Source organism: uncultured Maribacter sp. (genome assembly GCF_947496775.1).
Classification (GTDB): Bacteria; Bacteroidota; Bacteroidia; order Flavobacteriales; family Flavobacteriaceae; genus Maribacter_B.
This window is the reverse complement of the sequence record NZ_CANMDU010000008.1, coordinates 43,338-59,507: the sequence shown is the minus strand read 5'-3', so window position 1 is coordinate 59,507 and position 16,170 is coordinate 43,338. Positions and strand designations below refer to the sequence as shown.

General features: G+C 32.1%; 13 protein-coding genes. 6 read left to right on the top strand and 7 right to left on the bottom strand.

Features of this window, described 5'->3' with window-relative positions:
- Window positions 1-66: 66 nt before the first annotated feature.
- Complete coding sequence (locus Q0856_RS13090; RefSeq protein ID WP_298505715.1) at window positions 67-606, bottom strand: NAD-dependent epimerase/dehydratase family protein; 540 nt, start codon at window positions 604-606, stop codon at window positions 67-69.
- A 263-nt stretch (window positions 607-869) separates the two neighbouring features.
- Here Q0856_RS13090 and Q0856_RS13085 point away from each other — a divergent pair, with 263 nt between their 5' ends.
- From Q0856_RS13085 to Q0856_RS13070, 4 genes are read left to right on the top strand one after another with little or no spacing between them, the layout of a single operon-like run.
- Window positions 870-2,000 (top strand): aminotransferase class I/II-fold pyridoxal phosphate-dependent enzyme, encoded by a 1,131-nt coding sequence (locus tag Q0856_RS13085; RefSeq protein ID WP_298505712.1) that lies wholly within the window; start codon window positions 870-872, stop codon window positions 1,998-2,000.
- Entirely contained in the window at window positions 1,997-3,934 is a 1,938-nt protein-coding gene (locus Q0856_RS13080; protein ID WP_298505709.1) for a nucleoside-diphosphate sugar epimerase/dehydratase, read from the top strand. The genes Q0856_RS13085 and Q0856_RS13080 overlap by 4 nt, the downstream gene beginning before the upstream one ends.
- A gap of 43 nt (window positions 3,935-3,977) precedes the next feature.
- Window positions 3,978-4,754, top strand: coding sequence for a polysaccharide biosynthesis/export family protein (locus tag Q0856_RS13075; RefSeq protein WP_298505706.1), 777 nt, complete (start codon window positions 3,978-3,980; stop codon window positions 4,752-4,754).
- Between the two features lie 54 nt (window positions 4,755-4,808).
- Window positions 4,809-7,184, top strand: a complete 2,376-nt coding sequence (locus tag Q0856_RS13070; RefSeq protein ID WP_298505703.1) for a tyrosine-protein kinase — start codon at window positions 4,809-4,811, stop codon at window positions 7,182-7,184.
- A gap of 79 nt (window positions 7,185-7,263) precedes the next feature.
- Here Q0856_RS13070 and Q0856_RS13065 read toward each other — a convergent pair whose 3' ends face one another.
- Window positions 7,264-8,004: a CpsB/CapC family capsule biosynthesis tyrosine phosphatase gene (locus Q0856_RS13065; RefSeq protein WP_298505700.1), complete on the bottom strand. Its 741-nt coding sequence runs from the start codon at window positions 8,002-8,004 to the stop codon at window positions 7,264-7,266.
- Between the two features lie 59 nt (window positions 8,005-8,063).
- The gene (locus Q0856_RS13060) at window positions 8,064-8,642 is read right to left on the bottom strand and encodes an alkylphosphonate utilization protein (RefSeq protein WP_298505697.1); all 579 of its coding nucleotides are present in this window, start codon (window positions 8,640-8,642) and stop codon (window positions 8,064-8,066) included.
- 191 nt (window positions 8,643-8,833) lie between these two features.
- Between Q0856_RS13060 and Q0856_RS13055 the strand changes: the two genes are divergently transcribed.
- Together Q0856_RS13055 and Q0856_RS13050 are read left to right on the top strand one after the other, a co-directional pair.
- Complete coding sequence (locus tag Q0856_RS13055; protein ID WP_298479701.1) at window positions 8,834-9,226, top strand: pyruvate kinase; 393 nt, start codon at window positions 8,834-8,836, stop codon at window positions 9,224-9,226.
- Window positions 9,227-9,260: 34 nt separating this feature from the next.
- On the top strand, window positions 9,261-10,325 hold the full coding sequence (locus Q0856_RS13050) for a lactonase family protein (RefSeq protein ID WP_298505695.1): 1,065 nt from the start codon (window positions 9,261-9,263) through the stop codon (window positions 10,323-10,325).
- 2 nt (window positions 10,326-10,327) lie between these two features.
- Here the strand turns inward: Q0856_RS13050 and Q0856_RS13045 are convergent, their stop codons facing one another.
- The 4 genes from Q0856_RS13045 to Q0856_RS13030 form a co-directional block, all read right to left on the bottom strand.
- Window positions 10,328-12,814 (bottom strand): glycoside hydrolase family 2 TIM barrel-domain containing protein, encoded by a 2,487-nt coding sequence (locus Q0856_RS13045; protein WP_298505694.1) that lies wholly within the window; start codon window positions 12,812-12,814, stop codon window positions 10,328-10,330.
- Between the two features lie 204 nt (window positions 12,815-13,018).
- Window positions 13,019-14,578 carry an alpha-L-fucosidase gene (locus tag Q0856_RS13040; RefSeq protein ID WP_298505692.1) on the bottom strand — a complete coding sequence of 520 codons (1,560 nt, stop codon included), beginning with the start codon at window positions 14,576-14,578 and terminating at the stop codon, window positions 13,019-13,021.
- 12 nt (window positions 14,579-14,590) lie between these two features.
- Complete coding sequence (locus Q0856_RS13035) at window positions 14,591-15,046, bottom strand: MaoC/PaaZ C-terminal domain-containing protein (protein ID WP_298505690.1); 456 nt, start codon at window positions 15,044-15,046, stop codon at window positions 14,591-14,593.
- A 9-nt stretch (window positions 15,047-15,055) separates the two neighbouring features.
- Complete coding sequence (locus Q0856_RS13030) at window positions 15,056-16,126, bottom strand: Gfo/Idh/MocA family oxidoreductase (RefSeq protein ID WP_298505689.1); 1,071 nt, start codon at window positions 16,124-16,126, stop codon at window positions 15,056-15,058.
- Window positions 16,127-16,170 lie beyond the last annotated feature (44 nt).

The following is a 16,170-nucleotide window of genomic DNA, read 5'->3' as shown; positions in this document are numbered from 1 at the left end:
TAGGTGAATATTGATAATCTTTCATTAAATCATCAACATTAGCTCAGGTTTTTTCAACATCTCCAGCTAGCATTGGTAGCCATATTTTTCAGCTACTTTATCGAGGTTTTGTTCAATACATGTTATAAAGTCAGGTAATTTTACAGAATTGTTATTACCATTGTTATAAACCTTGTATATAGCTTTTCTGTTAAGGTTGTTTTTTAATGCTCTTCTGATACCTAATGTTATGTCTTCTATAAAAGTAAAGTCTCTCTCCCGTTTTCCGTTGTTACATACTCGGATTGGTTCACTTTTTATAACTGCGTTTGTAAAAAGGGAAATAGTTATATTTTCTTCTTTAAAAAGTTTCTGTAAATAAATTTTGTAATTTTTTTTACAACGAAAAAACTTAAATTCTTTGAATATTTCACTGAATACAAGTTGATTAAAACTCTCGGTCTGAGTTTGTTCAATTCCCAACTTCTTAAGTCGTGCATACTTAAGGTTTACATCGTAATAGTCATTGATATGTTCAAGGTCAACTACCTCATTACCTTGTTTAATTAGGGATTGGGCTGTGTGGTGCCCTATAAAGCCTGCTACACCCGTGATTAGTATTTTCATTTAAAACATGCTGAATTTTAGAGAAGTATATTTTTTTTATACTTAAAGTGCAAAAGTAATATATATCAGGCTTATTAGGAATTCTTTAATGCACATAAAAATTCGTTGATGGTCTTTTGACCTACACTTAAGCGAGTTTTTAAGAAATTTTGACGATTTAAGATAATTATAGTTTATTGTTGTTTAAAATCATGGTAATTTTGCAATATATAATAATTGATTGAGTTTTGAGTTAAAGTTAATTGTAAATGATTATCAAATAAATGAGCTTAAAAGAAGAAAAAATATGGCTTTCCTCTCCTCATATGGGGGGAATGGAACAGCGCTTTGTAAAAGAGGCTTTTGATACCAATTGGATTGCCCCGTTGGGTCCTAATGTAAATGAATTTGAAAATTCGATTAGAGATTATGTAAATGAAGATGTTCACGTAGCTGCTCTTAGTTCTGGGACTGGTGCTATTCACTTGGCTTTATCTATATTGGGGGTTTCTTCTGGAGATGAAGTTTTATGTCAAAGTTTTACTTTTTCTGCCTCGGCAAATCCTATAACTTATTTAGGCGCAACCCCTGTTTTTGTGGATAGTGAAAAAGATACCTGGAATATTTCTCCTGTATTGTTGAGAGAAGCCATTGTAGATAGAATTGCAAAAGGTAAGAAGCCAAAGGCAATTGTTGCAGTACATTTATATGGAATGCCGTATAAGATAAATGAGATTAACAAGGTGGCTAAAGAATTTAATATACCAATTATTGAAGATAGCGCAGAGGCTTTAGGAAGCAATGTTAATGGTGTTAAGTGTGGAAGTTTTGGTGATATTGGAATTTTTTCTTTTAACGGTAATAAAATTATTACTACCTCTGGAGGAGGGGCGCTTGTGACTAAAAATGTTGAAATTAAAAATAAAGCCATATTTTTAGCAACACAGGCTAGAGATGAAGCTCCACATTATGAACATTCTAGTATTGGGTATAATTATAGGATGAGTAATGTTTTGGCTGGTATTGGTCGTGGGCAAATGTTAGTTTTAGACGATAGAGTATCGGCGCGAAGGTCTAATTATCAATTTTATTATGATAATTTGAATGAATTTGCAGAGATTGAGTTTTTAGATGAACCTGAAAATTATTATTCAAATAGATGGTTAAGTTGTATATTGACCCCTTCTTTTGAAATAAGAGAAAAAATTAGATTGGCACTTCTAGAGGTTAATGTAGAATCGCGACCTTTATGGAAACCAATGCATCTTCAGCCTATTTTTAAGGAGAATCCAAGATATACCGATGGAACTTCAGATGTCCTTTTTCAAAGAGGTCTTTGTTTGCCAAGTGGATCTAATTTAAGTAAAAAGGATTTAACTAAAGTGATTAATGTTATAAAATCCCAAATAGTATGATACAAAACTACTTGAATAATAACATATCAAGATACGCTTCAAAATGGTTGGTTCTGGCTATTGATGTTTTAACAGCTGCCGTTACGTTTTTCTTAGCTTATTGTATACGTTTTAATCTTTCGTTTGATTTTGATGTAGATAAATTATTGGTACAATTACCAGTTGTAGTAGTAGTGTCTATTGTTTCGTTTTTGTTTGTAGGCTCTTATAAAGGAGTGGTCAGACATACCGGAGTTAAAGATGTTTATAATATTTTTAATGCAATATGCCTAGCAAGTATATTAATGATATCCTTGGTGTTGCTAAATAGAGAAGTTGGTTTACTAGAAAATTTTACGATACCCTTAGGTATAATAATAATATTTAGTCTTTTAAGTTTTATTGGTTTAACAGCTTCTAGATTTGTTTTTAAATCTTTGTATTCTAATTTATTAGTGCGAAATTTAAAAGTCTCAAAAAATGTTTTAATCTACGGTGCGGGGGAATCGGGAATATTAACACAAAATGCATTAACTAGTAGTTCTAGAGGTATTACTAGGGTTGTTGGCTATGTAGATGCGGATAACAAAAAATCTGGTAAGCAAATAAATGGTGTTAAAGTATTTAGCGAACATGAGCTTACAGAAGGCTTTATATTAAAGAAGAATATTACAGAAGTAATATTTTCTATTCAAAATATAGACCCCAAAAGATTGAGAATATTAGTAGAAGGGTTAGTCGATTTTCCTGTACAAGTTAAAATTGTTCCTCCTGTAGAGGATTGGATCAATGGAGAATTAAAGGCATCTCAAATTAAGCAAGTACAGATTGAAGATTTACTGGATAGAGCGCCAATTTCAATTAAAAACAGTAAAATAGAGAAGGAGTTAGAAGAAAAAGTAGTCTTAGTTTCTGGTGGAGCTGGTTCTATTGGTAGTGAGATTGTTAGGCAGATATGTAGTTATAATTATAAATCACTTATTGTAATTGATCAGGCGGAATCTGCTTTATATGATCTACAACAAGAATTAAAGCAAAATGGATTTCATAATTTCATTCCGATTGTTAGTGATGTAAGAGATAAAAATAGATTGAATGCTATTTTTGAAGAACACAAGCCAAATATGGTTTTTCATGCAGCTGCATATAAGCACGTTCCTTTAATGGAATATAATTCGTATGAAGCTATAAAAATAAATATTGCAGGAACTAAAACTGTAGCAGATTTGTCCATAGCTCATAAGGTAGATAAATTTGTATTTGTATCCACAGATAAAGCAGTGAACCCAACTAATGTTATGGGAGCTAGTAAGCGTATTGCTGAGATGTATATAAGCTGTATGCAACAACAAAAGAAAACTAAATTTATTACTACTCGTTTTGGAAATGTTTTAGGGTCTAATGGTTCTGTAATTCCCTTATTTAGAAAACAAATTGAAAAAGGTGGGCCATTGACTTTAACCCATAAAGATGTTACCCGTTATTTTATGACCATTCCAGAAGCCTCACAGTTAGTTTTAGAGGCAGGAGCAATGGGTGTAGGTGGCGAAATATTTATTTTTGACATGGGAGAATCTGTTAAGATATTCGACTTGGCAAAAAATATGATTAAGCTATCGGGTCTTAATTACCCAGATGATATTGATATAAAAATTACTGGCTTACGACCTGGAGAAAAATTATATGAAGAATTACTTGCAAATGGAGAAAGCACTCTCCCTACTTATCATAAGAAAATCAAAATAAGTAAAGTAAGAGATTTAGATTATACAGATGTTCGTTCTAAGATAGATGAGCTATGCATTACTAATATGTTTTTTAATGGTAATACTGTTAAGCTAATGAAGAAAATTGTTCCAGAATATGTTTCGAATAATTCTGAATTATGTGAATTAGATGACAAAGAAAATAAGGGAAATATAGATAAAACTACGTTAAAAATTGTACAATCATAAATTTTGATTAATCTTGCAAATTATATAAAAAAAAACATTAATTATGACCATTAAGAATTTCTCATCACCAATTTTGTCATTAACGTTAGTGGCTGCAATGTTTATCAGCTCTTGTGCTTCCAAAAAAGATATTGTTTATTTTCAAAATGCAGGAGATTATGAAACCATTGTTAGCGATAATTCGCATACCAATAAATTTAAGGTTGATGATGTTATAAGTATTCATGTGTCTACACTAGACCCAGAAGCTAGTATGCCATTTAATTTATTTAAAGGAGCAGAAGAAGGAGGTATGACACCGGAACAGGTTGATTATATTATAGATAAAAATGGGGAAATTGATTTTCCAGTTTTAGGGTCTGTTAAATTAGTTGGGTTGTCTCCAGAAGAAACAAAAGCGCATATAAAAGAAAAATTAAGTTTATATCTTAAAAATCCAATCGTTAATATACGTTTAAAGAATTTTTCTGTAACTGTACTTGGAGAAGTAAATAGTCCTGGGACTTATCCGGTAAATGGAGAGCAGATTACAATTTTAGAAGCTTTAGGTTTAGCTAATGATTTAACTATTAAAGGTACGCGTACTAATGTTATGGTTATTCGTGATTTTAATGGAACAAAGGTATATACAAGGGTAGATTTAACTCAAAAAGAGGCATTAAATTCCCCTGTTTATTATTTAACACAAAACGACGTTGTATATGTGGAACCTAATAAATCTGCTGTAACATCTTCTTCTTTGGATAATAGAGCTTCTATTTGGGTGTCTATTGCTTCTGTATTAATTACTTCAACCGTGCTGATTATTACTAGAAATTAAACATTAGAAACAGATGTTTCTTAAGAAAACAATATAAATTATTAAAGACGAATAATGAATTCTCAAGAATTTTCATCGAATACTTTGGATTTAAAAGATTTATTAACTACATATACTAGACATTGGAAATGGTTTATGTATTCGGGTATAATAGCTCTGATATTGGGGTTTTTATTTATTAGATATGCAACGCCAGAGTATGCCACACAAGCAAAAATACAAATAATAGAAGAGAAAGGTTCCGCTTCAGAATTATCAGCATTTAGCGAATTGAGCCTTTTAGGGGGGGGGGCAGAAAATAAGATAGAGGACGAAATAGAAATCCTTAATTCTAGGTCTAATTTTATTCAAGTTGTAAAAGATTTAAGACTAAATATTCAAGTGACCCAATTAGGGAATGTGAAACACACCGAATTGTATCAAAATAGACCATTTAATATTAATTTTATTGCCAATGATTCTGTAATTAATTCATCTAAATTTGAATTTTTTATTGAACTATCCTCCGACACCAATTTTGGTTTTAGCACAAATGTGGATAGCCCAATAAAGGTGTATTCTTTTGGGAAAAATATCCCAACGGAAATTGGGGATATTGTAATTACCCCTAATATTCCTTATTTTAAAGCTCATAAATCCCAAAGGTTAAAAGTAAATGTTAATCCAGCATATAATGTGGCAGAGGTTTATCAAGCAAAAATGTTGATTAATGCAGCTCAAGAGGGATCCAATATTATAAATATTTCTCTAAATGACCCTATTCCTGAAAAAGCAATTGATATAATCAACTCTTTAATTGGTAATTATAATAAAAATGCGGTTGAAGATAAACAATTAATAGCTGATAAAACAGCCAATTTTATTAATGACCGTATTAAAGAAATTTCTGGAAATTTAACTTCAGTAGACCAATCCGCACAGGATTTTAAAACTAGTAAGGGAGTTACCGATATTGCTAGTGAAGCAAATATTGCATTAAATGTTGGTGCGGCTAGTAGACAGGAATTAGAAAATGCCAAGACGCAGTTAAGTATTGCTTCAGGAATGAAAGATTACGTGTCTGGAGAAAGTGGATATGAGGTGTTACCATCTAATGTTGGTTTGTCTGATCCTACTATTGCAAATACTACTGCTAAATATAATGAATTGGTATTAGAAAGAAATAGATTGTTAAAGAGCTCCAATGAACAGAATCCGATTATTGTTAACTTGGACCAACAGTTAAACGGACTTAAAGAAAGTATGAAATCCAGTTTAACAGGGATGGAACGTAATTTAGGGCTGCAGGTGAATAGTTTATCTGGACAAATGTCTAGAATAAATTCGAAAATCTATTCCGCTCCTAAAAATGAAAGACAATTACGCGATATTACAAGACAACAGCAAACAACAGAATCTCTTTATTTATATTTATTGCAAAAAAGAGAAGAATCGCAAATTACTGCCGCATCTAGCGCTCCTCAGTCGAAAGTTATAGATTATGCTTACCAAATGGGAGTTTTACCGATTAGTCCTAAAAAACCGATAATACTATTAGCCTCTTTAATTCTTGGGATGTTAATACCATTTTCAATAATTTATGTTGGTGATTTAATGGATAATAAAATACATAATAAAACGGGACTTGAAAAAATTATTAATGATGTACCGGTATTAGCCGAGCTTCCAAAACTGGGTAAAAAGGATGCATTTTTGGTTACCAATGACGATAGATCGGTATTGAGTGAATCCTTACGAATTTTAAGAACTAATTTGGATTATCTTATTAAATCTAAAAAAGGGGGTAAAAATAATGTGATTTTTGTAACCTCTAGTGTTCCTGGTGAAGGAAAGACTTTTGTGTCCTCTAATTTAACGATGATATTTGCAAACACTAATAAGAAAGTACTATTGATTGGAGCGGATATCAGAAACCCTAAATTATATACGTTTTTTAATAACACAAAAGATGTGGATAAATTAGGCAAGCCTAGTAGAAACAAAGACGCGGGTTTAACGGAGTACTTGTATGATGATACATTATCAGCAAAGGATATAATTAACCCAATGTTGGTGCACACTAATTCTATAGATGTAATTTATTCTGGAAAAATACCACCAAATCCTGCTGAACTTTTAATGAGTGATAGATTAAAAGATTTGATAGCAGAAGCTTCTTTAAAATATGACTATGTTGTCGTGGATACCGCTCCCTTGATGGTAGTAACGGATACATTATTACTGACGGATTACGCAGACCACATAATATACGTAACTAGAGCTGGGGTTACGGAAACAAAAGTTCTTGAATTCCCATTAAAACTTAAGGAAGAAGGAAAGTTGAATGGATTATCTTTCATAGTCAATGATGTAAAAGAAGCTAATTTAGGTTATGGCGGAAAGTATGGCTATGGTTATGGTAAAACCGTTAAAAAATGGTGGAAATTTTAAATAAAATTTAGTTATTATATATAAACATAAAAAAACACCTTAGCTAAGGTGTTTTTTTATGTTTATATAATTTCGTTTTTTAATAGAAACTTTGAATTGTAGTATCAATAATTGGTAATACTTTATCTAATTGTTTTTTTGTTAGCTTTATTTCTTTTAAGCTATTTAATTGGCGTATATTATGTACGTCTGTTCCAACAAAATCTAATAAGCCTTCATTTAATAATTTGTTAGCCATTTGTTGAACATCTTTACCATAATAGTTACTTAGAGAAAGCAAATTTAATTGGAACATAATACCTTTGCTTTTATATTTCTCGTACTTTCCAAATTTAGAATGTAAATACACATAACGCTCTGGATGAGCAAGAATTGGAAAAAAACGCCTTTCTGCAATTTTTTGTATGGCATTCTCAAAATTGATAGAAGCTTGTAAATATGACATTTCTACCAATAAATAATTTTTTAAAATAGGGATTACCTCTCCTTTTTCTAAAATTACTTCAAAATTAGCATCAATCATATGTTCTGCAGCGGCAGTGATAGTGACATTATTTAATTTTTCACCTTTAAGTTGTTTATTTAACTTGTTTAAAGACTTGGTTACTGTTTTTAAATTATTTGGATAGTAATTATCCATTATATGTGGCGTTGCTATAAAATTGGTAACACCAAATTCCGAAAATTCTTTGATAAGTTTTATAGATTCTTCTACAGTTTTTGCACCATCATCAATCCCAGGCAAAATATGGTTATGAATATCTATAAAACCATTTAAGTGGTCTATTAAAAAAGTTTTCTTTTGGAAAAAACTAAACATATAAATCTATTATCAGAGGTTTATAATATGTAACGGGCGCATTAAAAAGATATTACAACTTATATTTTTTTTACATATTTAGTAATTATTACTATTTGTATGCCATCAACTTTTCCTTCAATGTATTCTGCGTTTTCATGATCTAAAGAGACTCTGCGTACAGCTGTACCTCTTTTAGCTACCATACTAGACCCTTTTACGGGTAAATCTTTTATTAGAACAACGCTATCTCCTACGTTAATTATAACACCATTACTATCTCTGTGAATTATCTTGTCTTCTGGATCATCTCCTTCACCCGTTGCCTGAGCCCATTTTAGTTCTTCTTCTTCAAGATACAGCATATCTAATAAATCTTGTGTCCAGCCTTCTTTTCTTAATCTCGAGAGCATGCGCCATGCAATTACTTTAACAGCAATTTGTTCACTCCACATACTATCATTTAAGCATCTCCAATGATTTGCATTTGTTTCTTTAGGGTTTTCTATTTGATCTATACAAGTTTTACAGGCGTATATAGATTCTGTAATACTTCCTGGACCCTTAGGGGTAACTTCGTATACCTGTAGGGCTTCAACCGCCTTACATAATTCACACGAATTGCCAGATCTTTTTTTTAATTCCCTTTCTAATGACATAGGTGTTATTTAGATTGCAAAAATGCATATATTTTAATTAAGAAGGGCTTTATTATATTAAAAAGAAAATAAACAACGGGTGCAAAAACTAATTTGGGAAGAAGTATAGTAATATTGTTTATAAATTTTATTGGCCGATTGGGAATAGTATAGTCTAAGATTTTATTTTTGATTGCTTTTAAAAAAAAATAATGAAAATATTAGAAATAGGGGATAAGGTGTACAATGTAAAGCGTGATGGTTTTGAAGATTTAGCTAGATATTCCTTTTCTGTAGTAGTTAAAACTACTAAAACTTTGGCTATCTTAAAAAATGGAGTTCGTTTAAAAAATGATCCGAAAATTTCTTATATCATGGATGATGTTGGTTATTCTGTTTATAGGGATTATGCAACGCATTGGCATTTAGTTTCTTTAAATGCTATTAGGCAAGCCCAGATAGAAAATGAAAAAATAAAAGCAGTCGATTGGTTTCAGGATAAAATTTTTACTAATAAAGAAAAACAAATCATTTATAAACAGTTCTTGGAGTTAAATTTATTGGGTAATGTTGAAGCCAAGAAAATAGAAATAGAAAATTTGTAATTCTTTTCTAAATTATTGGGGTAAAGATTAATTTATGAAGTACGTTTTTTATTTAGGCTCCTATACGGAAATGATTACACCTGCCTTTGGAGGAACCGGAGAAGGAATTTATGTGTTGTCTTTTGATGAAGTTAAATTAAAAATAGAATTACTGCATATTGTTGGAATAGCAAATCCTGCATATATTGTCATTAGTAGCGATAACAAGTTTTTGTATACAATAACGGAGATTGTAAAGACGAAAAAGCCAAAATTAAAATCATTTGCAATTAAGGATGATTATTCTTTAGATTTTATCTGTGAACAAGAAATTTTTGGGGGACTACCTTGCCACCTTAGTTGTACAGATAATTTTGTTTTTGTGGCTTGCTATGAAACTGGAGATATTCATAGTTATAAAATAGAAGGAGGCGGAATAATTTCAGAGGCAGCTCATACTTTTAGACATAATGGTAGTAGTATAAATAAAACAAGGCAAGAAGGTCCGCATGCACACCAAATAGCAATACACCCGAACGGTGTTAGCATTTATGTTCCAGATTTAGGGATAGATACAATTAAAGCATACAAAATCGCAGATAAACAAATAGTCAAAGATTATCTATCCGATATAGTTTTACCCAAAGGTAATGGCCCTCGACACATGGTTTTTAATAAAAAAGGAACTTCTGGTTATGTAATGAATGAGTTAAATGGTGATGTGTGTATCATAAAAAATAATAAAAATAGATGGGAGCATATAGCATCCTATCCTTCTTTACCATCTTCATTTAAGGGTATTCCGAGTGGTTCGGCTATAAGATTGCATCCTAATGGAAACTACTTATATGTAGCGAATAGAACTATTGATGCTATAACCATTTTTAAAATAGAAGAGGATTATTTAACTCTTTTGGGTTATCAAAAAGTAAAAGGAAAAACTCTTCGAGAGTTTAATATTAGTAAGGATGGAAAATGGTTGTTTGCTTGTCTCCAAGATTCTAATGAGCTAGTTGTTTATAGTATAGATTCTAGTAGTGGTGTGCTAAAAGAAAAACTTAGAAATACAGAGGTAAAATCACCTGTTTGTATAGTTTTTTTGAATAGGAATTATTTATGAGGTTATTTTTCAGATGTAATTGTAATTTTTGCTAGGTTTAACCCTTTGGAAGTTGCTTCGATGTGTATTTTTCCAGAATTTTCATTGGATTTTATAACAAGTAAACATAGACCATTAAAAGCTTTTCTGTTATTTGCCTGAAAAGATGCTAAAGACGTTTGATCTCCATTGCCAACGGCTGCGATAGAACCCTCTCCCGTAACTTTAAATTCTACTAAATTATTTGCGCGGGGACATAGGTTACCGTCTTTATCTGTAATACTTACTGTAATAAAAGAAAGATCCTCTCCATTTGCTGTTATTTTTTGTCTATCTGCTTTTAAATTAATTTTATTAGGAGCACCTGCTGTTTTAACAATATCAGTAGCTACTTTTCTCCCCTTTTCGTAGGCTATAACTTTTAATTCTCCTTCCGTATATGGAACATTCCATGATAATCTGTATTTAGATTTATACATTCCTTTTTCAAATCCATGATATTCAGCGGGAATTTCAGTTAAATCTTTACCCTTTATCTTTTTTCCGTAAGATTTTCCGTTTACAAATAATTCGGCTTCATCTCCATTGGTATAAGCAAAGACTGGTATTTTTTTGTTTTCCATGCCTTTCCAATTCCAATGGGGGAGAACATGAACCATAGGTTCTTTTGTCCACTGACTTTGGTATAAATAATAGCGGTCTTTTGGGAAACCACATAAATCTACAGGAGCAAAATAAGAAGATTTAGAAGGCCAATCGTCGTTCCAGTAGCCATTGGTGGAATTATCTCTGCCACCATATGGCGTTGGTTCCCCAAGGTAATCAAATCCTGTCCAAATGAACTCCCCTAAGGATTTTGGTTCTTTTGCTTGAGCATCAAATTCAGCATCCGGTAAATATGCCCAAGACGGACCTACAATAGCATCATAACTACTAACATGATTGGTTTCGTGTTTTTCCTTATACGTAATAGGTAAATGATAAACACCTCTGCTACTTGTCATAGAAGAAGTTTCAGAACCGTAAATTATCATATTTGGATTTTCTTCTAAAATTTCGCCATAATTTTCTGGCCAATAATTCATGCCTACGATATCAATTTGTTGCGCTAGCTTATTAGTAAAAGGCGCAGGGAAGTAGTTAAATCCTGCCGTAGTTGGTCTTGTGTTATCTTCATCGTGGCAAATGTCATTTAAGTGTTTTGTTAATTTCCAGCCGTCTTTTTTACTTTGTTCAAGTATTTCATTACCTATACTCCACATAATTACGGAAGGATGGTTTCTATCTCTCTTAATCATATCTCTTAAATCCTTTTCATGCCATTTATCAAAGTATTTACTATATCCGTTTGGAACTTTCCCCATTTTCCATTCGTCAAAAGCTTCTACAATAACTACAATTCCTAGTTCATCACATGCTTTTAAAATCTCGGGAGATGGAGGGTTATGACTTGTACGGAGGGCGTTTACACCCATACTTTGCATAATTTCCATTTGTCTTTGTTTTGCTCTAAAATTTATAGCCGTACCTAGAGCTCCTTGATCATGGTGCATACAAACACCGTTTAGTTCAACAGGCTTGTTATTAAGTAAAAACCCTTTTTCTTTATCAAATTCTATAGTTCTTATTCCAAATGTTGTTTCGTATTGATCTATAGTAGTGTTATCTTTAATGATGGATGTAATAGCTGTATATAATATAGGGGAATCAATACTCCATAATTTCGGATTTTCTACATTTAGTATTATATCTTCCGTCTTATCCGTATGATTAGAAACAGATACATTTTTATTGTTTATAGCTATAATGTTTCCTTTGTTGTCTTTAATTTCTGTTTTTAAAGAAACAGTCGCATCTTCTGAAGTGTTTTTAATGGATGTTTTAATGTTTACTTGTGCATTTTCGGAAGAAACTTCGGGAGTGGTGATATAAGTACCGTATTGAGGAATGTAAATTGGATTATTTATTTTTAAGCGAACATTTCTGTAGATGCCTGCTCCAGAATACCATCTTGCAGCTAGGTCTTCAGGAGTAAGTTGTACAGAAATTACATTGTCCTCTCCATAGTTAATATTTTTAGTAATATCGAATTCAAAACCGATGTATCCATAGGGTCTTTCACCAATGTATTCATCATTTACCCAAACCTTAGCATTATTCATTGCGCCATCAAACTCTACAGATATTTGTTTTCCTTTTAATTTCTTATCTATAGTAAAGTGTTTTCTATACCAGGCTTCGCCATGAACAGGAAGTCCGCCTGTTCTGGCATTATATTTTTTGTCAAAAGGACCTTCAATGGCCCAGTCGTGCGGGAGGTTAAGTTTTAGCCAATTGGTATCATCTATACTAATTTTATTTCCTTGCATGTCTCCTTTAGAAAATAACCAATCTTTATTAAAACTTAGGTCTTTGATAAAATCTTCTGTTTCTGTTTTTCTGGAGCAAGATGCAAGTAAAAATAGAAGGGTAAAGGTTAAGGTTATATGATAAATTCTAGAGAAATTCATAGTAGATATTTTAATTTTTATCTTTTATTTATTAAAGTTACTTTATAAAATATCTTGCTAAAAATATTAAAGCTTAAAAGATGCTAGATTACTCATTTGTTGTAGATAAAAGAACAAACAGTGTATTTTTAAGGGGGTTAAAATGAAATTCAACTAAAAAGGGTAATGGATTGTATTACCCTTTTTTGAAATACATAATTTTTTTTAATTTATTCTAAAACAAAAGGCATGTTTCCCTGTTTTTTTTGGTAAAACTATATGTAATCCATCTTCTTTTTCATGAAACTTTAGGTCTCCTTCATTTCCTAGCATTTGAATAGAAGTAATTCGGTTTTTATTTAATGTATTTCCTTTTTTTAAGGACTTTATTACCAGCTCTTCTTCTTGAGGCCAATCTAGTACGGTAGCATATAAAACATTTCCCTTGGTTGTAAACCTTATATCTTTTGATGTATTATCGGCATTTTTTTGCTCGCTTAAATGTCCTTCTACTACTTTAGCATCTCCTTCGCCATATATTTCAAAAGTTCGTGTCCCATAAATGGCCTCTCCATTGACTTTTAACCATTGCCCCATTTCTAGCAACCGTTCTTTTACAGGTTCCGGAATGGTTCCGTCTGCTCTAGGGGTAATATTTAGTAGTACGGCTCCATTTTTACTTACTACATCTACTAGAAAGTCTATTAATCGGTTAGTAGATTTATATTTTGGATTACTAATATGAGACCAAGCGTTCCAATCTATAGAATCATCTGTTAACCAAGGGAAGTCTTTTTTTTCGCTCATTCTGGCTCTTTCTAAATCATAAATAGCAGAACCTTTTGCAAAATCATAAAATTTATAAGTAGAGACAACCTCCTGCTTGTTCTTATCAGCATAATTGTAATAATACTCTAAAAATTCTTTTCTGTGTTCTTCACTAATTACATCCATTTTATTATCAAACCATACTAAATCTGGATTGTATTTATCAATGATTTCTTTTAATCTGTTTAACCACTCATCATTGAAATCTTTATCCGCTACCGGATAATAACTTTGATCGCCATTATCTAACTGATGTTTACTTTTTGGCATTTTGTTATCCCCTTTTTTTAACTTAGGTCCATATAAACCTGCATATTCTGGTTTGGATGCATCAGTGGTTTCATCCCAAGTTGGGTACCATCCAAATAACCAATGACGATGGAATGTTGCAATAAATTTCATGTCACGTTTACGAATTTCTTTAGATAATTCTCCCATAACATCCCTTTTAGGTCCCATGTCTTTAGAATCCCATTTTGTTAAATCGCTATCCCACATGGCGAAACCATCAGCATGTTCGGATACTGGACCGGCAAATTTTGCTCCAGCTTTTTGAAATAAATCTGCCCACTCGGCTGCATCAAATTTCTCCGCTTTAAACATGGGAATAAAATCTTTGTAACCAAATTTATCTAACGGACCATACTTTTTTACATGATAATCATGAATTTTATGCGCTTTCCCTTTTTTAGCCTCTGGGTTGTCTTTATTTACGTACATCCAATGCGCATACCATTCTGTTTCATAAGCAGGAACGGAATATGGACCCCAATGACAATAAATACCAAATTTGGCATCTAAAAACCAATCAGGTGTCTTGTGTTTTTTTAGAGACTCCCAATTTCTGGTATATTTTACAGAATCTTTTTGGGGAGTATTCTTTTTGGTTTCCTTTTTCTGATTAGTTCCACAAGAAACTAGGGCTGTTGTAAGTAATCCTATTATAAAAAATTTCATATTTTTTTAATTTTATAATTTTGTATATGCTCTCTTTTTAGCTAATAGAATATGATCACAGACCAATACAAGTTCATTTTTTTGATTAAAAATTTCTACATGCTCATTAACTTGACCTAGTTCTGGTTTTTTAGACTCTTTTTTCTCGCTAATGGTAACCACAACTCTTATAGTATCTCCTATATAAACTGGTTTAATAAATCGTAAACGGTCATAGCCTTTAGAAAAAGCTTCTGGATTTATTTCGGTAGCCGTCATTCCAATCCCAACACTAAAGGTTAAAGTGCCATGCGCAATACGTTGCTTAAACGGCTGTTCTTTACACCATTCAGTATCCATATGGTGAGGAAAATAATCTCCCGTATGCCCGGCATGAACTACAAAATCTGTTTCCGTTATTGTTCTTCCTAAAGTTTCTCTTTTACTGTTTAGGGTATAGTCTTCAAAAAATCTAGATAGTATATGCATATTGCATTTTTAAATATTATAATTAGGTTTTGCGCCTCCTTCATTGTTTGATTGGTATGCTGCTTCTACAACCGCCATTGAATGTACTACATCTTCTACGCTAGTAGGAAGTTCTTTAGTAGAACCTTCTACATAACACATTAATGAAGCCATGGTGCCAACAAAAGCATCTGGAAACCAGGAACCCTCTAATTCTACTTCTATCCATTTTGGGTCTTCATCTTCTTTTAGAATGCAGTACTGAAATAAATCTGGTTTTCCTTTGGGATAATCTAGTAATAAGCCAATTCGCGATTTAATTGCACCTTTAGTGCCTTCCCATTTTATAAAACTCTCTTGGTTTTTTTCTCCGAAATTATGATCATGATTGGTGTTGATAATTGCGCGGATGGTATCATTATAATCCATAATTGTGGTAGTTCGTGTGGAAGACATTGTCTTTCCAGGATTACGGAGTGTTTTTGAGTACACTTTACCGGGGTTACCTAAAAATGAACGAATTAAATCTATATAATGAATACTGTGTTGTTGTATCTCTAAACGAGGATGATTAACTACGTTTGGAAAATATTCCCAAGGCGTATGGGTTGTTAGTCTTACTTCAAAATCATATAATTCACCAATCAACCCTTTGTTTATGAGGTATTTAGAAGCCATAACATAGGGGGCATACCTCATTTGGCAATTTACAGCTGCTTTAAACTCTTTTCTGCGACATACTTTTAAAATTTCTAATGTTTGCTCATAATTATCCCCCATAGGTTTCTGAATAAGCACAGCAGCTTTATTCGGCAATAATTCTAATGTTTCGACAAATTGGCTAGGCATTAAAGTAAGGTCGTAAATCGCATTATTCGGGGCAGCAGCGACCATTTCTTTAACATTATTATAAACATTAGGAATGGTATATAAGTTTGCCAAATTTGTAGCACGTTGTTTTGTTCTATTGGTGATGCCTTTAACAAGAAAGCCAGCATTTTTGTAAGCGGGTAGGTGGGCATCTTTGACGATGCCACCTGCTCCGATAATGTAGATGGGATGTTTTTCTTGCGGTAATTTTGGCTTATAGATTAATTCCATTAGTATGAATTTTCTATGTTGTAAACTTTATCCTGAGCTATATT

Excerpts from the sequence above, each read along its gene's own strand:
- Q0856_RS13080 (WP_298505709.1), top strand. The coding sequence starts at position 1,997 with ATGATACAAAACTACTTGAATAATAACATATCAAGATACGCTTCAAAA.
- Q0856_RS13070 (WP_298505703.1), top strand. The coding sequence starts at position 4,809 with ATGAATTCTCAAGAATTTTCATCGAATACTTTGGATTTAAAAGATTTA.
- Q0856_RS13090 (WP_298505715.1), bottom strand. The coding sequence starts at position 606 with ATGAAAATACTAATCACGGGTGTAGCAGGCTTTATAGGGCACCACACA.
- Q0856_RS13065 (WP_298505700.1), bottom strand. The coding sequence starts at position 8,004 with ATGTTTAGTTTTTTCCAAAAGAAAACTTTTTTAATAGACCACTTAAAT.
- Q0856_RS13075 (WP_298505706.1), top strand. The coding sequence starts at position 3,978 with ATGACCATTAAGAATTTCTCATCACCAATTTTGTCATTAACGTTAGTG.
- Q0856_RS13045 (WP_298505694.1), bottom strand. The coding sequence starts at position 12,814 with ATGAATTTCTCTAGAATTTATCATATAACCTTAACCTTTACCCTTCTA.
- Q0856_RS13040 (WP_298505692.1), bottom strand. The coding sequence starts at position 14,578 with ATGAAATTTTTTATAATAGGATTACTTACAACAGCCCTAGTTTCTTGT.
- Q0856_RS13085 (WP_298505712.1), top strand. The coding sequence starts at position 870 with ATGAGCTTAAAAGAAGAAAAAATATGGCTTTCCTCTCCTCATATGGGG.
- Q0856_RS13060 (WP_298505697.1), bottom strand. The coding sequence starts at position 8,642 with ATGTCATTAGAAAGGGAATTAAAAAAAAGATCTGGCAATTCGTGTGAA.
- Q0856_RS13055 (WP_298479701.1), top strand. The coding sequence starts at position 8,834 with ATGAAAATATTAGAAATAGGGGATAAGGTGTACAATGTAAAGCGTGAT.
- Q0856_RS13035 (WP_298505690.1), bottom strand. The coding sequence starts at position 15,046 with ATGCATATACTATCTAGATTTTTTGAAGACTATACCCTAAACAGTAAA.
- Q0856_RS13050 (WP_298505695.1), top strand. The coding sequence starts at position 9,261 with ATGAAGTACGTTTTTTATTTAGGCTCCTATACGGAAATGATTACACCT.
- Q0856_RS13030 (WP_298505689.1), bottom strand. The coding sequence starts at position 16,126 with ATGGAATTAATCTATAAGCCAAAATTACCGCAAGAAAAACATCCCATC.